Source organism: Dermatophilaceae bacterium Sec6.4, assembly GCA_039636865.1.
Lineage (GTDB): Bacteria > Actinomycetota > Actinomycetes > Actinomycetales > Dermatophilaceae > Allobranchiibius.
In genome coordinates, this window is record CP144172.1 from 3059088 (window position 1) to 3072827 (window position 13740).

A 13740-nucleotide genomic window follows, 5' to 3' on the forward strand; every position below is an offset into this window, starting at 1 on the left:
GTGTGGGGAGCTACGGACCTGATGATTCTACCGAGCGGGAGGATCAGCCGCGGGCAGTGAAGACGATCGTCTCGTCGGCGGTGATGGCGATGGTGTGTTCGCTGTGCGCACCGCGCGAACCGTCGGCGCTACGCAGCGTCCAGCCGTCGGCGTCGGTGTAGATCTCGTCCGTGGTGTGCATGAACCACGGCTCGATGGCGATCACCAGACCGGGCTGCAGTTTCATGCCCCGCCCGGCGCGTCCGTCGTTGGGCACGTGCGGGTCGCCGTGCATCGTGCGCCCGACCCCGTGCCCGCCGAACTGGGTGTTCACGGAGTAGCCACTGCTGTGGGCGACCTGCGCGATGGCCGCACTGATGTCACCCATCTTGTTTCCGGCGCGCGCGGCACCGATACCTGCGGTGAGGGCGCGCTCGGTGCAGTCGATGATCGCGAGATCCTCCTCGCGCGGTGTGCCCACGACGAGCGAGAGCGCCGAGTCCGACACCCAACCGTTGACCGACACTGCGAAATCGACCGATAACAGATCCCCGTCGCGCAACCTGTAATTGTGCGGAAGGCCGTGCAGCACAGCGTCATTTACGCTCGTACAGAGGACCTTGCCGAACGGACTCGCCCCGAAGCTGGGGTGATAGTCGATGTAGCAGGATTCGGCGCCCGCGTCACGGATCATCTGGTGCGCGAGGGCATCGAGGTCGAGGATATTGACGCCGACGTCGGCCGCGTCCTGCAGCGCAGTGAGCACCGAGGCCACGAACCTCCCCGCAGGGCGCATCTGTTCTATTTCGGCCGCTGACTTCAGTTCGATCACGCCTCACACCGTATGCCGCGCCACTGAGGGTGCGCGTCGGCCCGTCCGCGTTCTGGTCTCCAGCGACCAGAACGCGGACGAAAAGCAGCCATCCCCGGCATGTTTGAGTCGCCGGCGACCACAACGCGGCAAAAATAGCCGGGGTCTACTGCGCCAACCAGGCCTCGTAGGCATCGAAGGTATAGGGCCGACCGAGGAAGTCCGCGACGAGATCAGCCGCATCTTTGCTGCCACCGGCCGCGAGTACCCGGTCGCGGTAGCGCGCTGCCACGTGCGGCTCGAAGAGATCATCTGCGTCGAACGCACTGAACATGTCTTTGGCGATCACGAGGGACCACATGTAGGTGTAGTAGCCGGAGCTGTAACCGTCCAGGTGCCCGAACGAGCAGTGGAAATGGGTGTCCTCGATATAGGGGAACACCGAGTACGCGGTCTGGGTCTCGCGTACTGCGGCCGTCAGATCCTCGGGTCGGTGCTGGTGGATGCCGGCCGACAGCGCCGCGTAGAACATCTGGGTCCGAGCAAGGTACCCCTTACCGAAATCGTCGGCGATCCGCATCCGGTTCACCAGATCAGCGGGGATGGTGCTGCCGTCCGCGTCGACCGCGAACCGGGCCAGCACCGCTGCGTCCCAGGCCCATTCCTCCAGCATCTGACTGGGGGCCTCGACGAAGTCCCATTCGGTGGCGACGCCGGAGAACTGAACCCACTCCTGGTGCCCGCCGACGACGTGGTGGATGAGGTGACCGAACTCGTGGAAGAACGTGGTGACCTCGGAGTGCTCCATCAGACCGCGGCTGAAGTTGCAGACCAGGACGCCCTCGGGCAGTTGCGTGTCGAGCACGCCCTCGACGAGAACGAATTGCGCCGCGTGCTTGTATTTGCCCTCCCGTGGATGCAGATCCAGGTAGATGCGCCCGATGCGGGTGGTGCCGCGCAGCACGTCGTACGCGCGGACGTCAGGCGCCCACACCGCCGCATCGGTCACCGGCTCCCAGGTCAGTCCGAACAGCTGACCGGTCACGTCCAGCAGCCCTTGCAGCACGGACTCAAAACCGAAGAAGGTGCGCACGAGCTGCGCGTCGACGTCGTACTGCTCACGGCGCACGGTCTCGCTGTAATACGGCAGGTCATAGGCGTAGAGGTCCGTCGCGTCCGGCGCGTCCTGCCGAAGTCGGTCCAGCAGGATCTGCTTGTCCCGCTGCGCAGCATCAGCGGACGCGGTCACGATCCGCTCGATGAACTCGTTGATCGCGGCGCCATTCCGGATCATCTTGTTCTCGGCGTTCAGGTCTGACCAGTCCGCATACCCCAGAAGGCCGGCGTGCTCGGCGCGCAGCGTCAGCAGGCGTTGCAGCACCTCGTCGTTGGCTGGCCACGCAATGTTGAGTCGCTCCCGGTTCAAGGCCTTGCGGGTAGCTGCAACGCTGCAGAACGTAGCGACCGGCACGGAGTCGGGGTAGTCGGTGGTGACCGTGATCGTCCCGTCCGCCTGCACGGGGTGGCCGGCCAGCCAGTCGGTGGGCATCCCCGCCAGCTCCTGCGGCGATACCTGGATCGAGCGGGTGCCCTCGCGGATGTTGCGGCCGAATTCCTGGCTGGCGCGCAGCTCCTGCTGGGCCAGCTCACGTAGCCGGTCCCTGGTCGTGACGTCGCGGTCCACGCCCGCCCGGCGGAAGTCACGCAGCTGGCGGGTCAGCAGTCGCTGCTGCAACTCATCCAGGCCCGCGACCCCGAGACGATCGAAGATCGCGAACAGATCGCCGTCCAGACCCAGATCGGTCACGAACGCGTCGACCTGCTGCATACCGGCGTCGGCCGCCTCGCGCACCGCCATGTCCGGGTTGGTCTCGGCGTAGACAGACGTGATGGCAGCGGCAGTGGAGATCTCGATATGAACGTCGTTCCACGCCCGCAGCACTGCAACCGCATCCGCTGGAGGGTCTGATTTCAGGGCTGCCACCAGGATGCGAGCCCGTTCCAGGCGACCGCGGGACTGCTCGATGATCCACTCCAGCGCCCCGTCAGCCGTCGGCAGGGTCAAGGGAAGGAGGTGTACCGGAGTCGATGATGTCTGCGTCACGGTCCTAATCTACCGACGCGGTACCGCGGTCGGGGTTGGCACTGTGGGCAGCTGAACGACGACCTGTTCATGAACGACTCGCGGACCATCGTGGCCCCGCATCGCCGGCACGGCCGACCGACCCGCCCGTAGGCCTGCAGGGACCGCTCGAAATAGCCGCTGGCGCCATTGACGTTGACGTACAACGCATCGAAGCTCGTACCGCCCTGCGCCAGCGCATTCGTCATGACCTGCGCAGCCTCATCGAGCACGAGACGCAAGGTTGCCAGCGGCAACCGGTCGGGCGCCCGCTCCCCGTGCAGCTGGGCACGCCACAAGGCTTCGTCGGCATAGATGTTGCCGATGCCCGAGACCAGCGACTGGTCCAGCAGTGCCCTCTTGAGCTGGGTACGCCGCCGCCGGATGGCCCGTGTGACGGCGCCGGCGTCGAACGAAGTTTCCAGCGGGTCGGGGGCAATGTGCGTGATCACGGACGGAACCAGCCTGACCTCACCGGATACGGCGCCCCCCATCTCATCGGGCACCAGGTCCACCAGCTGCAATCCGCCGAACGTGCGTTGATCGATGAAGCGGAGTTGCCGACCATCGTCCAGGTCGAAGATGGCGTGCGCGTGTTTCTCCCGCGGAGCATCCGCGGCTTCGACGAGCATCTGACCACTCATCCCGAGGTGGACGACCAGCGCCTGATCCTCGTGGGATCTCAGCCAGAGGTACTTTCCGCGGCGCGCTGCGTCGCGCACCTGAAAACCGGTCAACCGGGCAGCAAGATCCGCTGGCCCCGGGACGTGACGGCGGGCCACCCGCGCACCGAGTACCTGCACCGCATCGAATCTGCGTCCGACGACATGTTCGGCCAGCCCGCGTCGGACGACCTCGACCTCGGGTAGCTCAGGCACTGCTGGTGGCGCGATCCTTCAGCCGGCCCCAGGCTTCTTCCGCGGCCAGTTGCTCGGCGGACTTCTTGTTGCGCCCCACACCGGTCCCGACCGACTCATCGCCCACAACCACCGTCGCAGTGAAAACCTTGTCGTGATCGGGCCCGTCCTCCTGGACGACGTAACGCGGCGAGGCCAACCCCGCAGCCGCGCAGATCTCCTGTAGTGAGGTCTTCCAGTCAAGCCCGGCGCCGAGCTGCGCACTCTGCTCGATTCGCGCATCCATCAGAGCGTGTATCAGCCGACCGGCAGCCTCGACCCCGCCGCACAGGTAGACAGTTCCGAATACCGACTCCATCGTGTCGGCCAGGATCGATTCCTTGTCGCGTCCGCCGCTGCTGAGCTCCCCTTTGCCCAACCACACGAACGACCCGAGATCCAACTCCCGGGCAACCGCTGCAAGCGCACGTGAATTGACCACCGCCGCACGGAACTTCGCCAGCTGACCCTCCGGCAGGTCAGGGTGCGCCCGGTAGAGGTGGTCGGTTACCACCAAGCCCAAGATGGCATCGCCAAGGAACTCTTGACGCTCGTTATGGGGTATGCCGCCGTTCTCGTACGAGTACGAGCGGTGCACAAGCCCACGTTCCAGAAGCGTCTCGTCGACCTGGATTCCGCTGGCCTGATCGAGAATTGCAGCGAGCTCCGCGACGGGCCGGCGCGCAGCGTCGTAACTACGCGCGGACCGTCGGGAGTTGCTCATCGAGGCGTTGTGGTGCTCAGACCTGGTGCTCGGCGCGCATTGCGTCGGGGTACTGGCGACCGTTGTAGCTGCCGCAGGCCGGGCAGGCCATGTGCGACTGCTTCGGCTCACTGCACACGGGGCAGCTGGAGACCGGCACGGGCGTGGCCTTCCAGTTTGCGCGTCGGGAGCGGGTGTTGGAGCGGGACATCTTCCGCTTCGGGACAGCCACGTCAGTTCCTCTTCTCGTCGGTGTCGGCAGGCGCCCCGGTCAGATCGACCAGTGCTGCCCACCGTGGGTCAAGCATTTCGTGATGGTGGTTCGGGTCGTCGCGCAGGTGAGCACCGCATTCGGAGCACAATCCCGGGCAGTCTTCCTGACACACCGGTTGGAACGGCAGTGAGGGCACCACTGCATCACGCAATACGGGCTCTAGGTCGGCAAAGTCGCCGTCCAGCTCGTACTGGTCTTCCTCGTCGTCGCCCAGCTCTTCGGCGTGCGCCTCGCGGTCGGTGTGTACGAACAGCTCCTGGAAATCCACGTCCACAGGGACGTGCACCTCATCCAGGCACCGCACGCACGCACCGATCGCCGTCGCCGTGACCGATCCGGACACCAGCACGCCCTCCATCACCGAATCCAGGCGCAGATCCAGGTGGATCGGCGCCGCGGTGGGAACGCTGACGACCTCGGTACCGAAGTCTTCCGGTGCTTCGATCCTGCGTTGGAGCGACATCGTTGAGCCGGGTCGCCGACTGAGTTCCCGGGTATCCAGGATCATCGGCGAACGGGGGTCAGGATGCATGATGTCGGTATCTCACGGAAGATCGAAAAAGAACGGCCTTGTCAGAGCGACCAGACCAGAGGGAGACGATACCGGCTGGTGCGCCTGTTGCCCAAAACGATCTAGCGGCCGACTGTTCGCACCCGATCCAGCAGCGGGCCCAGGACCGCCGCCGGCACCATCGCCGACACGTCTGCGCCGTACCCGGCGATCTGTCGGATCAACGAGCTGGAGTAGTGGGCGAACGCCGGATTGCCGGGCAGGAACACCGTCTCCACCCCGGTCATCTCACGGTTCATGGTCGCCATCGGCAGCTCGTAGGCGTAATCCTGCCCGCTGCGGATCCCCTTCACCAGGACACCCGCGGCCAGGTCACGACAGACGTCCACGACCAGCCGGTCCGCGACTGCCACCGAGCGCACGCCGGGCAGGTCACTCGTGGCGGACTCGATCAGGGCCACCCGTTCGGCCGGGTCGAAGGTGCCACTCTTGGCGGGGTTGTAGAGCACGGCGACGACGACTTCGTCGAACAAGGCGGCGGCGCGGGTCACGATGTCGAGGTGGCCGACGGTGAAGGGGTCGTACGAGCCGGGACAGACACAGCGACGAGGATCGGCGGACATTGCCGCAGGCTACTCGCAGAACTCGGCGAACCAGAGGGTCGTTTCGCCGTAGGCCCGTGATTCCATCGCCCGCAGCCGGTCAGGCCACGCCGGGGCGCCGGATCGGCTACTTCGTTCCAGCACCACGACTGCCTCGATCTGTAACCACCCTCCCTGCACCAATGCGGCCAGGAGTTCTGCGATCTCAGCCTGTGGAATGGCGTACGGCGGGTCGATCAGCACCAGGTGCATCGCGTGCGGCGCCACGGCATCCACGACGCTGGCGGCGGCCGCGCATCGAACGGTTGCCGGCAGAGATAATTCGGCGACGTTACGACGAATGACCGCTGCGGCGCGCGGGTCTTTCTCGACCAGCAACGCCGTGCGGGCGCCGCGGGACAACGCCTCCAGACCGAGGGCTCCGGATCCTGCGTACAGATCGAGCACCGCAGCATGCTGCAGCGCACCCAGATGTGCGAGTCGACCGAAGAGCGCCTCCCGGACCCGGTCACTCGTGGGCCTGGTGCCCTCGCCGGGCGGCGTCGCAATACGTCGGCCCCGAGCGCTGCCCGCAATGATGCGCGGCATCAGCCCCGCTCCAAAAAGGCAGCTTGTTCATCGTCGAGCCGGGTGGCGACCAGTTGAGCCAGTCCCGGGTACGCCACCAGCTGCGGGTCGGTGGCAACGAGCTCGGCCGCGTCGGCGCGGGCAAGTTCGATCAGTTCGATGTCTTTGGGGTGGGAGATCCGTAACAGTCGCAGCCCGGAGCGATGCCCGCTCTGCCGGGCACCCAGGATGTCGCCCTCGGACCGCAGCGACAGGTCCAGCTCCGCGAGCTCGAAGCCGTCAGTGGTCGCCGCGACGGCGTCCAGGCGCGCCCTGGTGTCCTCGTTGTCGGTGCCGCTGACCAGCAGGCACAGACCGCCCGCGCTTCCCCGACCCACCCGACCGCGTAGCTGATGCAGCTGCGAGATGCCGAAACGATCCGCGTCCATCACCACCATTGCTGTTGCATTGGGCACATCCACGCCCACCTCGATCACCGTGGTACTGACCACGACGTCGATCTCGCCGCGTCCGAACGTCTGCATCACGCCTTCCTTGACATCGGCGGGCAACCGGCCGTGCAGCAGCTCGATGCGCAACCCCGCGAGCGCAGGCTCGACGCGTAGATCGGCCACCATCTGATGTACGCCGATAGCCTCCGGTCGCTGCGCTCCGACCTCTGGGACGACGTCTGCGCCGTCGGACCCGACGTCGTCCCAGAGGTCGCCTTCGGCTCGCACCGCAGCCTCATCGATGTGCCCGCTGTCGTCGCCGCCCTCGTCTCCGATACGTGCGCACACGACGTAGGCCTGGTGACCGGCGCGCACCTCTTCCGCGACGCGCTCCCAGGTGCGTTGCAACCACGCCCGATTCGTCGCCGGGACGACGTGCGAGACGATCGGGGCACGACCGCGGGGCAACTCACGCAGCACGGAGGTGTCCATATCGCCGAAGACCGTCATCGCCACGGTCCTCGGGATAGGGGTAGCCGTCATCACCAACACGTGTGGAGTATGAGAGGCCTTGCCGCGCAGCGCATCCCGCTGCTGGACCCCGAACCGGTGCTGCTCGTCGACCACCACCAACCCCAGCTCACCGAACATCACCGTGTCCTGCAGCAAGGCGTGCGTGCCGATCACTATGCCGGCCTGCCCACCCAGGATCTCGTGCAGCACCCCGGCACGCTGCGAACGGGTCATCGACCCGGTCAGCAGCGCCACCCGAGTTCCGTGTTCGGCGCCGCCGAGCATCCCGCCGAGCGCCAGGTCACCCAACATCGCGCTGATCGAGCGGTGGTGCTGTTGTGCGAGAACCTCCGTCGGGGCCAGCAGGGCAGCCTGTGCGCCCGCATCGACGGTGGCGAGCATCGCCCGTAGCGCGACGATGGTCTTGCCCGAGCCGACCTCACCTTGCAGGAGGCGGTGCATCGGCGTCGTACGCGCCATATCGGCGCTGATCTGCTCGCCGACCTCCCGCTGTCCTGCGGTGAGCTCAAAGGGCAGCCGCTCGTCGAAGGCGTCCAGCAGCCCCCCAGCGCGCGGAGCCCGGGCGGTCGCCTCGGTGGCGTCGTAGGCGGCCCGCCGTTGCGCCAGTACGGTCTGGATCACCAGGGCCTCGTCGTACCGCAACCGCCGTCGGCCCCGGCCCGCTTCACCGAGGGTGCGCGGAAGATGGATGGCGCGGTAGGCCGCGACCTGGCCCGCCAGCTCATGCCGCACCCGAATCGCCGCTGGCACCGGGTCCGCAGTGTCGTCGAGCTGGTCCAGCACCAACCGGTAGGAGCGGGTCAGCTGCATATCGGTGACCCCCTTGATCGCCCGGTACAGCGGCACCAGGCCACCGTCGTAGATCGACGCCTCACCTCCGGGGTCGAGCAGCGAGTAGTCGGGGTGGGTCAGCTGCACGCTGGCCCCGTACCGTCCGAGCTGACCGCGGAACACGCCCCGTACCCCGGGCTGCAACCGCGCCTCATGCCCGTACTTGCTGAAGAAGACCAGCTCGGCATGAGCACCGTCGGCGTCCTCGATACGCACCTGAAGCATCTCGCCGCGACGCTGGCGCATCCGGCGGGTCGTGGAGCTGACCACCGTCGCGATGAGGACGGCCTGATCGCCCATCTCGAATTCGCCGAGGTGCCCGGAGGTCGTCGCATCGATGTATCGGCGCGGCAGGAAGTCCAGGAAGTCACCGACGGTGCGGATCTGACGTTCGGTGGCGAGTTTCTTCGCGGCGGCGCCCAGGACGTCGACCAGTTTCGTGGAGCGTTCGATACCGCTGATGGCGACCACGGCTCTACTCGCACCCCAGGTCCAGCACGACGCCCGGCCGGCGACCGGGATAGGACGTCACATCGACCTGCGGATGGCAGTCGTGCAGGTATTCACCCAACGCCTCCAGAAGGCTCTCGGGGGCCTGCGCCCCGGCGATCAACGTCACGAGTTCGATGTCGCTGGTGATGGCGGCATCCAGCACCTCACGACAACGCTGAGTCAAGCGCCCCTGGTCGTCGGAGTCGCTCGACACCACCTGTGTGCCGACCTCAGCAGCCGCCTCGTCGCAGTTCGCACACAGCGCAACGGTGTCAGCGCAGTCGCCCTCACCGAGAACAGACAGCACTGCCAGTGCGGCGATCAGCTGCCCCGGGTGCCGACTGCTGACGAGCCTGCTGCCCGGACGGTCCGCCATCGCGGCGCTCGCCAGGGCGTGCAGCTCGGGGGTGTCGACGAGGAGGAGGCAGTCCCCGGCTCCCTCGAGTGCGTCATGCAGAGCGACCTCATCAGGCGCGAGAAGAACTGAGGCGCAGGGGTCGGCCTCGCGCACCAGATCGACCAGTCCGGGCGAGGCCAGCGCGACAACCACCGGGGACCCAGTGCTCGTCGCGGGGACGACGACCGGCTTGCCGAGGTGTTCTGCGAACCGGGTGATCTGGAATCGTTCGGGCGCCCCGGCCGCCACGGCGGCGTTGACACCGGCGGCCAGGTCGTCGAGATGGACGTGCACGCTGCACAGATCCGCCTCACCCGCCATCACCAGGCTGTCGCCCAGCTGCGACAACACGTCGGCGAGATGCTCCAGTCGCGCCGCATCGCCGTCTCGCAGCACGAACATCAACTCGTATGCGAGGCCGTGGCCGAGGCCGGACGACTGAGCACCCTCGCCGACCGGGCACACGCGCCCGGGTGGGGTGAGCCAGTCAGGGACCTGCGCGCTCAGCACTGTCCCCGGCTCGCGGTGGACCACATGCTGCAGCGCGCGCAGCACGAGCCAGTAGCCGACCGCACCCGCATCGACGACCCCCGCCTCCCGCAGCACCGGCAGCTGCTCACGGGTACGGGCGACAGCGTCCTGCGCCGATTGGACCACCAGGTCCACCATGTCGACCAACGATTCGCCGCGAGCGTGCGCCGCCGCCTGCGCTGCTGCATCTGCGACCGACAACATCGTGCCTTCGACAGGGGCCCGAACGCCGTCCCGGGCTCGACGGGCGGCCTCTGCCAGCACATCGGCCACATCGACAGCACGCAGCGGCGAACCACCCAGAGCAGTGACCACATCTGCCAACCCCCGCACGAGTTGGCTGAGGATGACACCGGAGTTACCGCGCGCCGCAAGCAGGGTGGACCGCGCAAGTACTTCGACCGAGCTGAGCAGATCGCGGGGCGCCTCCGCGGCAAGACCGTCCACGGCGAGCTCCATCGTGATGCTCATATTGGTGCCCGTGTCACGATCGGGCACCGGGAAGACATTGAGCGCATTGATGGCGTCAGCATGCATCGACATCGCCGCACGCGTGGTGATCACCCAGCGTCGCAACGCCAAGACATCGAGCTGTTCCAGCGACATACGAGGTGTTTTCCTTCGGCAGCATCGGCGGGCACAGGCTGCACGCAGGCTAGCAATTTGGGATGTGCCGCGCCGCTCAGATACGATCTGGCTGTTCGCGGACCTCTACGGTCCTGCCTGCACCTCGTGCAGAGCCTGACCTGCGTTCGCATAGTGATACTTCATCTTCGAGACACCAGTAGGAGACACCGTGGCTGCCACGTGCGACGTCTGCGGCAAGCGACCCGGCTTTGGCCACAGCATTTCCCACTCCCACCGCCGCACCAAGCGTCGTTGGAACCCCAACATCCAGCGGGTGCGCACCATGGGTGGTGAGTCGGGCAAGACCCCGATGCGCAAGAACGTCTGCACCTCCTGCCTCAAGGCCGGCAAGGTCGTCCGCTGACGCAGCGCCATCATCAGAAAAGCCGGTCCTTCGGGACCGGCTTTTCTGTTGTTTACAACTCCTCGAACCCGCTCAGGCTGAGAAGTGGTCCCAGCCACCCGGCTGCACCGGGGTGCCGTCCACGCTCACGCCCGCGCCAGGCTCCACAACACCGATCCTCCGCCACGCCGAAGGTATCGCGGCTCTGGGCGGGAACGTGGCCAGCAGCGTGTGCTCCTCGCCGCCGTTGAGCACACAATCCAGGGCTGCGTCGCCGACCTGAACACGCAGGGCATCGACGTCTGCCTGCAGCGCAGGTATTTGTAGATCCAGTCGCACCCCGCTGGAGGTGGCGATTCGACCGGCGTCGCGCAGCAGCCCGTCACTGATGTCGATCATGCTGGTTGCACCGGCAGCCGCGGCGGCAGGTCCTTGCGAATAGTCGACCTGTGGGCACAAATGGAAACGGACAAATTCTGAATCACGTGCAGCGGAGTCGCGCTGCAGCAGCAGTAGGCCGGCACCTGACCGCCCGAGCCCGTCGCTGACCGCCACCACATCCCCGACCTGCGCCCCGCTACGCAGTACCGGCGGACCGGTGAGCTCGCCCATTGCGGTGATCGAAACCATCCGCACCCCAGCAGGAGCCGAGGACAGGTCCCCGCCGAGCACTGCAACATCATGGTCGGCGCAGGCAGCCGCTATCGACGCGGACAATTCGCGTGCCCACCGGACCGGTGTTGCCGCGTCGGCGACGAGAGTCACGACGATCCCGGTACCCACTCCCCCCATTGCGGCAATGTCGGCAAGATTCTGAGCCACACACTTCGCGCCGACATCGGCGGCGCTGGACCATTCGTCGAGCCAGTCCCGGCCGACCACCATCGCGTCAGTCGTGACCAGCGTTGCTCCGGTGCGCACGGCCAGCAGGGCGGTGTCGTCACCCGGTCCGAGCAACTGGTGGCTCGCGGGAACCTCGGGCGGCGAGAGAATGTGGTGCAGTATCGCCGCCTCATCCAAATCGGCCAGCGTCGCGTCGGCGTGAACAGCGTGTCCCTCTCGCACCGTCATGATGCCTGCACGGTAGCGTCTGCCCCGGACCGGCACAGCCGCCGGTCTCGCCCTCGCCGGGCGCGGACCATCCGACGGAGGCACCCATGGTTCAGGCATACATTCTCATTCAGGCAGATGTGGGCAAGGCACGCACAGTCGCTGCTGCGTGCGCGCAGCTGCCCGGTGTGCACGCCGCCGAAGACGTCACCGGGCCCTACGACGTCATCGTCCGGGCCGAGGCCGCAACCGTCGATGAGCTCGGCAAACTGGTCATCTCCAAGATCCAGAGCGTCGGCGGTATCACCCGCACCGTGACCTGCACCGTGGTCGCCTGATTCCTGCCCCCCTGACCACCCGAGGTCGCGCTGCGCTACTCATGGCAGCCGGCGCGCTGTTGCTGTCGGGCTGTGGCGGCTCGGAGATGGTCAAGGCCGATGCGGCTCCGTCCGCCGGATCATCCGGTTGTGCTCGGGCAGCATCGAAGTGGCCCGCGACAGTGGCCCAGCAGAAGGTCCGACCGACCACGGCAAAATCAGACACTGTGCGCGCGTGGGGCGACCCGGCGATCATTGCCCGCTGCGGCGTTACCAGCCCCGGCCCCACGACCGAGGACTGCGTCAACGTGAACGGCGTCGACTGGGTCGGCAGCACGCTGTCCGACGGCTATCGCTTCGTGACCTATGGGCGCTCACCGGCCATCGAAGTCCTGATTCCGAAGAAATACCAGACATGGCCCGTCGCCGCGTTCTCAGCTGCAGCCCAGGCCATCCCGCAGGGCCCCCGCCACTGCACCTAGAACGTTCGGATGTGCTGTCTTTCCCTTGATGCGGTCGGCAGCAGTGCTGTTGTCTGCAGCAGGTCGCTCAGCGCAACCCGGTGCGTCGCTCCAGGGCGAGCTCGATCAGCTCGGTGATCAGGCTGGGATAGTCCACCCCGGCTGCCGCCCACACGGCCGGAAACATCGACTGCGGGGTGAATCCCGGCAGGGTGTTGATCTCGTTCAGCACGATGGCACCGTCCGGGCAGTACCACCAGTCCACCCGCGCCAGGCCTTCACATCCGGCAGCCTCGAACGCCTGGACCGAGAGTTCGCGAATCTGGTCTGCGACGGCGTCGGGTAGCTGCGCCGGGCAGCTGAGCCGCGCAGCATCGTCCAGATACTTGGCTTCGAAGTCGTAGAACGTATGCCGACCGGCGGCGACCTCGATCTCACCGATCAGGGATGCGCGTGGCGGCTGCGCACCCCTGCCCTCGAGCACCCCGCATTCCACCTCCCGGCCCTGCACGGCGGCTTCGACGAGCACCTTCGGGTCGTGCACGCGCGCAGCCTCGATGGCGGCGCGTAGCTCCTCGGGCGCCTCCACCCGGGTCACCCCCATGCTGGAGCCCGCCCGCGCAGGTTTGACGAAGACGGGCCACCCGAGCGAACTGGCAGCATCCAGACACAGCAACGCATCGCGTCGCCATTCCTTGTCGGTGATCACGGTGTAGGCACCGACGGGCAACCCCCGACCAGCGAAGATCACCTTCGCCAGGCCCTTGTCCATCATTACTGCGGACGCCGACACCCCGCAGCCCACGTACCGCACGTCGGCCAGCTCCAGCAGGCCCTGCAGGGTGCCGTCCTCCCCGAACGGACCGTGCAGCAGCGGAAATACGACGTCGACCTGCGCCAGCTCCCTGGGCGGCTCTCCCGGTTCCAGAACAACGAGGGACCGTGAGCCCGGGTCGGTCGGCAGGGCAACAGCCTGCTCTCCCGACACCTGCGGCGTATGACCGGCCGACAACTTCAACGGCTCCGGATCATCGGGCATCAGCACCCAGCGACCGTCTTTGCGGATACCGATCGGCACAACGTCGAAACGATCGCGGTCGATGCTGGCCAACACGCTCGCAGCGGTCGCGCACGACACCTCGTGCTCCGAGGATCGCCCGCCGAACACCAGCGCGACCACCGGTTTGCCCGATGCCGGGCGTTCCTCACGTGTTGTGTTCATCGAGGTCACCGTAACGGTCCACCCCCCGGAATCGACGCG

Annotated in this window: 15 protein-coding genes; 3 read left to right on the top strand and 12 right to left on the bottom strand. The window is 66.8% G+C overall.

Annotation, left to right across the window (positions count from 1 at the left end):
• Nucleotides 1-43 precede the first annotated feature (43 nt).
• The 10 genes from map to V3G39_14640 form a co-directional block, all read right to left on the bottom strand.
• Nucleotides 44-811 carry a type I methionyl aminopeptidase gene (map, locus tag V3G39_14595; GenBank protein ID XAS75866.1) on the bottom strand — a complete coding sequence of 256 codons (768 nt, stop codon included), beginning with the start codon at nt 809-811 and terminating at the stop codon, nt 44-46.
• Nucleotides 812-956: 145 nt separating this feature from the next.
• A complete protein-coding gene (locus V3G39_14600; GenBank protein XAS75867.1) occupies nt 957-2894 on the bottom strand; it encodes a M3 family metallopeptidase in 1938 nt (645 codons plus the stop codon).
• Complete coding sequence (gene mutM, locus V3G39_14605; protein ID XAS75868.1) at nt 2891-3790, bottom strand: bifunctional DNA-formamidopyrimidine glycosylase/DNA-(apurinic or apyrimidinic site) lyase; 900 nt, start codon at nt 3788-3790, stop codon at nt 2891-2893. The genes V3G39_14600 and mutM overlap by 4 nt, the downstream gene beginning before the upstream one ends.
• Nucleotides 3783-4532 carry a ribonuclease III gene (gene rnc / locus V3G39_14610; protein ID XAS75869.1) on the bottom strand — a complete coding sequence of 250 codons (750 nt, stop codon included), beginning with the start codon at nt 4530-4532 and terminating at the stop codon, nt 3783-3785. The genes mutM and rnc overlap by 8 nt, the downstream gene beginning before the upstream one ends.
• A gap of 16 nt (nt 4533-4548) precedes the next feature.
• Entirely contained in the window at nt 4549-4743 is a 195-nt protein-coding gene (gene rpmF / locus V3G39_14615; protein XAS75870.1) for a 50S ribosomal protein L32, read from the bottom strand.
• 1 nt (nt 4744) lies between these two features.
• Entirely contained in the window at nt 4745-5317 is a 573-nt protein-coding gene (locus V3G39_14620; GenBank protein XAS75871.1) for a DUF177 domain-containing protein, read from the bottom strand.
• A gap of 101 nt (nt 5318-5418) precedes the next feature.
• Nucleotides 5419-5919, bottom strand: a complete 501-nt coding sequence (gene coaD / locus V3G39_14625) for a pantetheine-phosphate adenylyltransferase (GenBank protein XAS75872.1) — start codon at nt 5917-5919, stop codon at nt 5419-5421.
• 9 nt (nt 5920-5928) lie between these two features.
• The gene (gene rsmD, locus V3G39_14630; protein XAS75873.1) at nt 5929-6486 is read right to left on the bottom strand and encodes a 16S rRNA (guanine(966)-N(2))-methyltransferase RsmD; all 558 of its coding nucleotides are present in this window, start codon (nt 6484-6486) and stop codon (nt 5929-5931) included.
• Nucleotides 6486-8732 (bottom strand): ATP-dependent DNA helicase RecG, encoded by a 2247-nt coding sequence (locus V3G39_14635; protein XAS75874.1) that lies wholly within the window; start codon nt 8730-8732, stop codon nt 6486-6488. Before V3G39_14635 ends, rsmD begins: the two co-directional genes overlap by 1 nt.
• A 4-nt stretch (nt 8733-8736) precedes the next feature.
• Nucleotides 8737-10287 carry a DAK2 domain-containing protein gene (locus V3G39_14640; protein XAS75875.1) on the bottom strand — a complete coding sequence of 517 codons (1551 nt, stop codon included), beginning with the start codon at nt 10285-10287 and terminating at the stop codon, nt 8737-8739.
• Between the two features lie 190 nt (nt 10288-10477).
• Here V3G39_14640 and rpmB point away from each other — a divergent pair, with 190 nt between their 5' ends.
• Nucleotides 10478-10672 (top strand): 50S ribosomal protein L28, encoded by a 195-nt coding sequence (rpmB, locus tag V3G39_14645; GenBank protein ID XAS75876.1) that lies wholly within the window; start codon nt 10478-10480, stop codon nt 10670-10672.
• A gap of 72 nt (nt 10673-10744) precedes the next feature.
• On the opposite strand, the gene thiL is transcribed toward rpmB, so the two are convergent.
• A complete protein-coding gene (thiL, locus tag V3G39_14650; GenBank protein XAS75877.1) occupies nt 10745-11722 on the bottom strand; it encodes a thiamine-phosphate kinase in 978 nt (325 codons plus the stop codon).
• An 86-nt stretch (nt 11723-11808) separates the two neighbouring features.
• Between thiL and V3G39_14655 the strand changes: the two genes are divergently transcribed.
• Both V3G39_14655 and V3G39_14660 read left to right on the top strand, forming a co-directional pair.
• Nucleotides 11809-12039, top strand: a complete 231-nt coding sequence (locus tag V3G39_14655) for an Lrp/AsnC ligand binding domain-containing protein (protein ID XAS75878.1) — start codon at nt 11809-11811, stop codon at nt 12037-12039.
• A gap of 41 nt (nt 12040-12080) precedes the next feature.
• Entirely contained in the window at nt 12081-12500 is a 420-nt protein-coding gene (locus V3G39_14660; protein XAS75879.1) for a DUF3515 family protein, read from the top strand.
• A 67-nt stretch (nt 12501-12567) separates the two neighbouring features.
• Here the strand turns inward: V3G39_14660 and V3G39_14665 are convergent, their stop codons facing one another.
• A complete protein-coding gene (locus V3G39_14665; protein XAS75880.1) occupies nt 12568-13701 on the bottom strand; it encodes a D-alanine--D-alanine ligase family protein in 1134 nt (377 codons plus the stop codon).
• Between the last annotated feature and the right edge of the window lie 39 nt (nt 13702-13740).

What these genes read in the sequence shown, in the direction of transcription:
- V3G39_14640 (XAS75875.1), bottom strand. Translation starts at nt 10,287, where the DNA reads ATGTCGCTGGAACAGCTCGATGTCTTGGCGTTGCGACGCTGGGTGATC.
- V3G39_14665 (XAS75880.1), bottom strand. Translation starts at nt 13,701, where the DNA reads ATGAACACAACACGTGAGGAACGCCCGGCATCGGGCAAACCGGTGGTC.
- rsmD (XAS75873.1), bottom strand. Translation starts at nt 6,486, where the DNA reads ATGCCGCGCATCATTGCGGGCAGCGCTCGGGGCCGACGTATTGCGACG.
- thiL (XAS75877.1), bottom strand. Translation starts at nt 11,722, where the DNA reads ATGACGGTGCGAGAGGGACACGCTGTTCACGCCGACGCGACGCTGGCC.
- coaD (XAS75872.1), bottom strand. Translation starts at nt 5,919, where the DNA reads ATGTCCGCCGATCCTCGTCGCTGTGTCTGTCCCGGCTCGTACGACCCC.
- V3G39_14660 (XAS75879.1), top strand. Translation starts at nt 12,081, where the DNA reads ATGGCAGCCGGCGCGCTGTTGCTGTCGGGCTGTGGCGGCTCGGAGATG.
- V3G39_14655 (XAS75878.1), top strand. Translation starts at nt 11,809, where the DNA reads ATGGTTCAGGCATACATTCTCATTCAGGCAGATGTGGGCAAGGCACGC.
- rnc (XAS75869.1), bottom strand. Translation starts at nt 4,532, where the DNA reads ATGAGCAACTCCCGACGGTCCGCGCGTAGTTACGACGCTGCGCGCCGG.
- V3G39_14620 (XAS75871.1), bottom strand. Translation starts at nt 5,317, where the DNA reads ATGCATCCTGACCCCCGTTCGCCGATGATCCTGGATACCCGGGAACTC.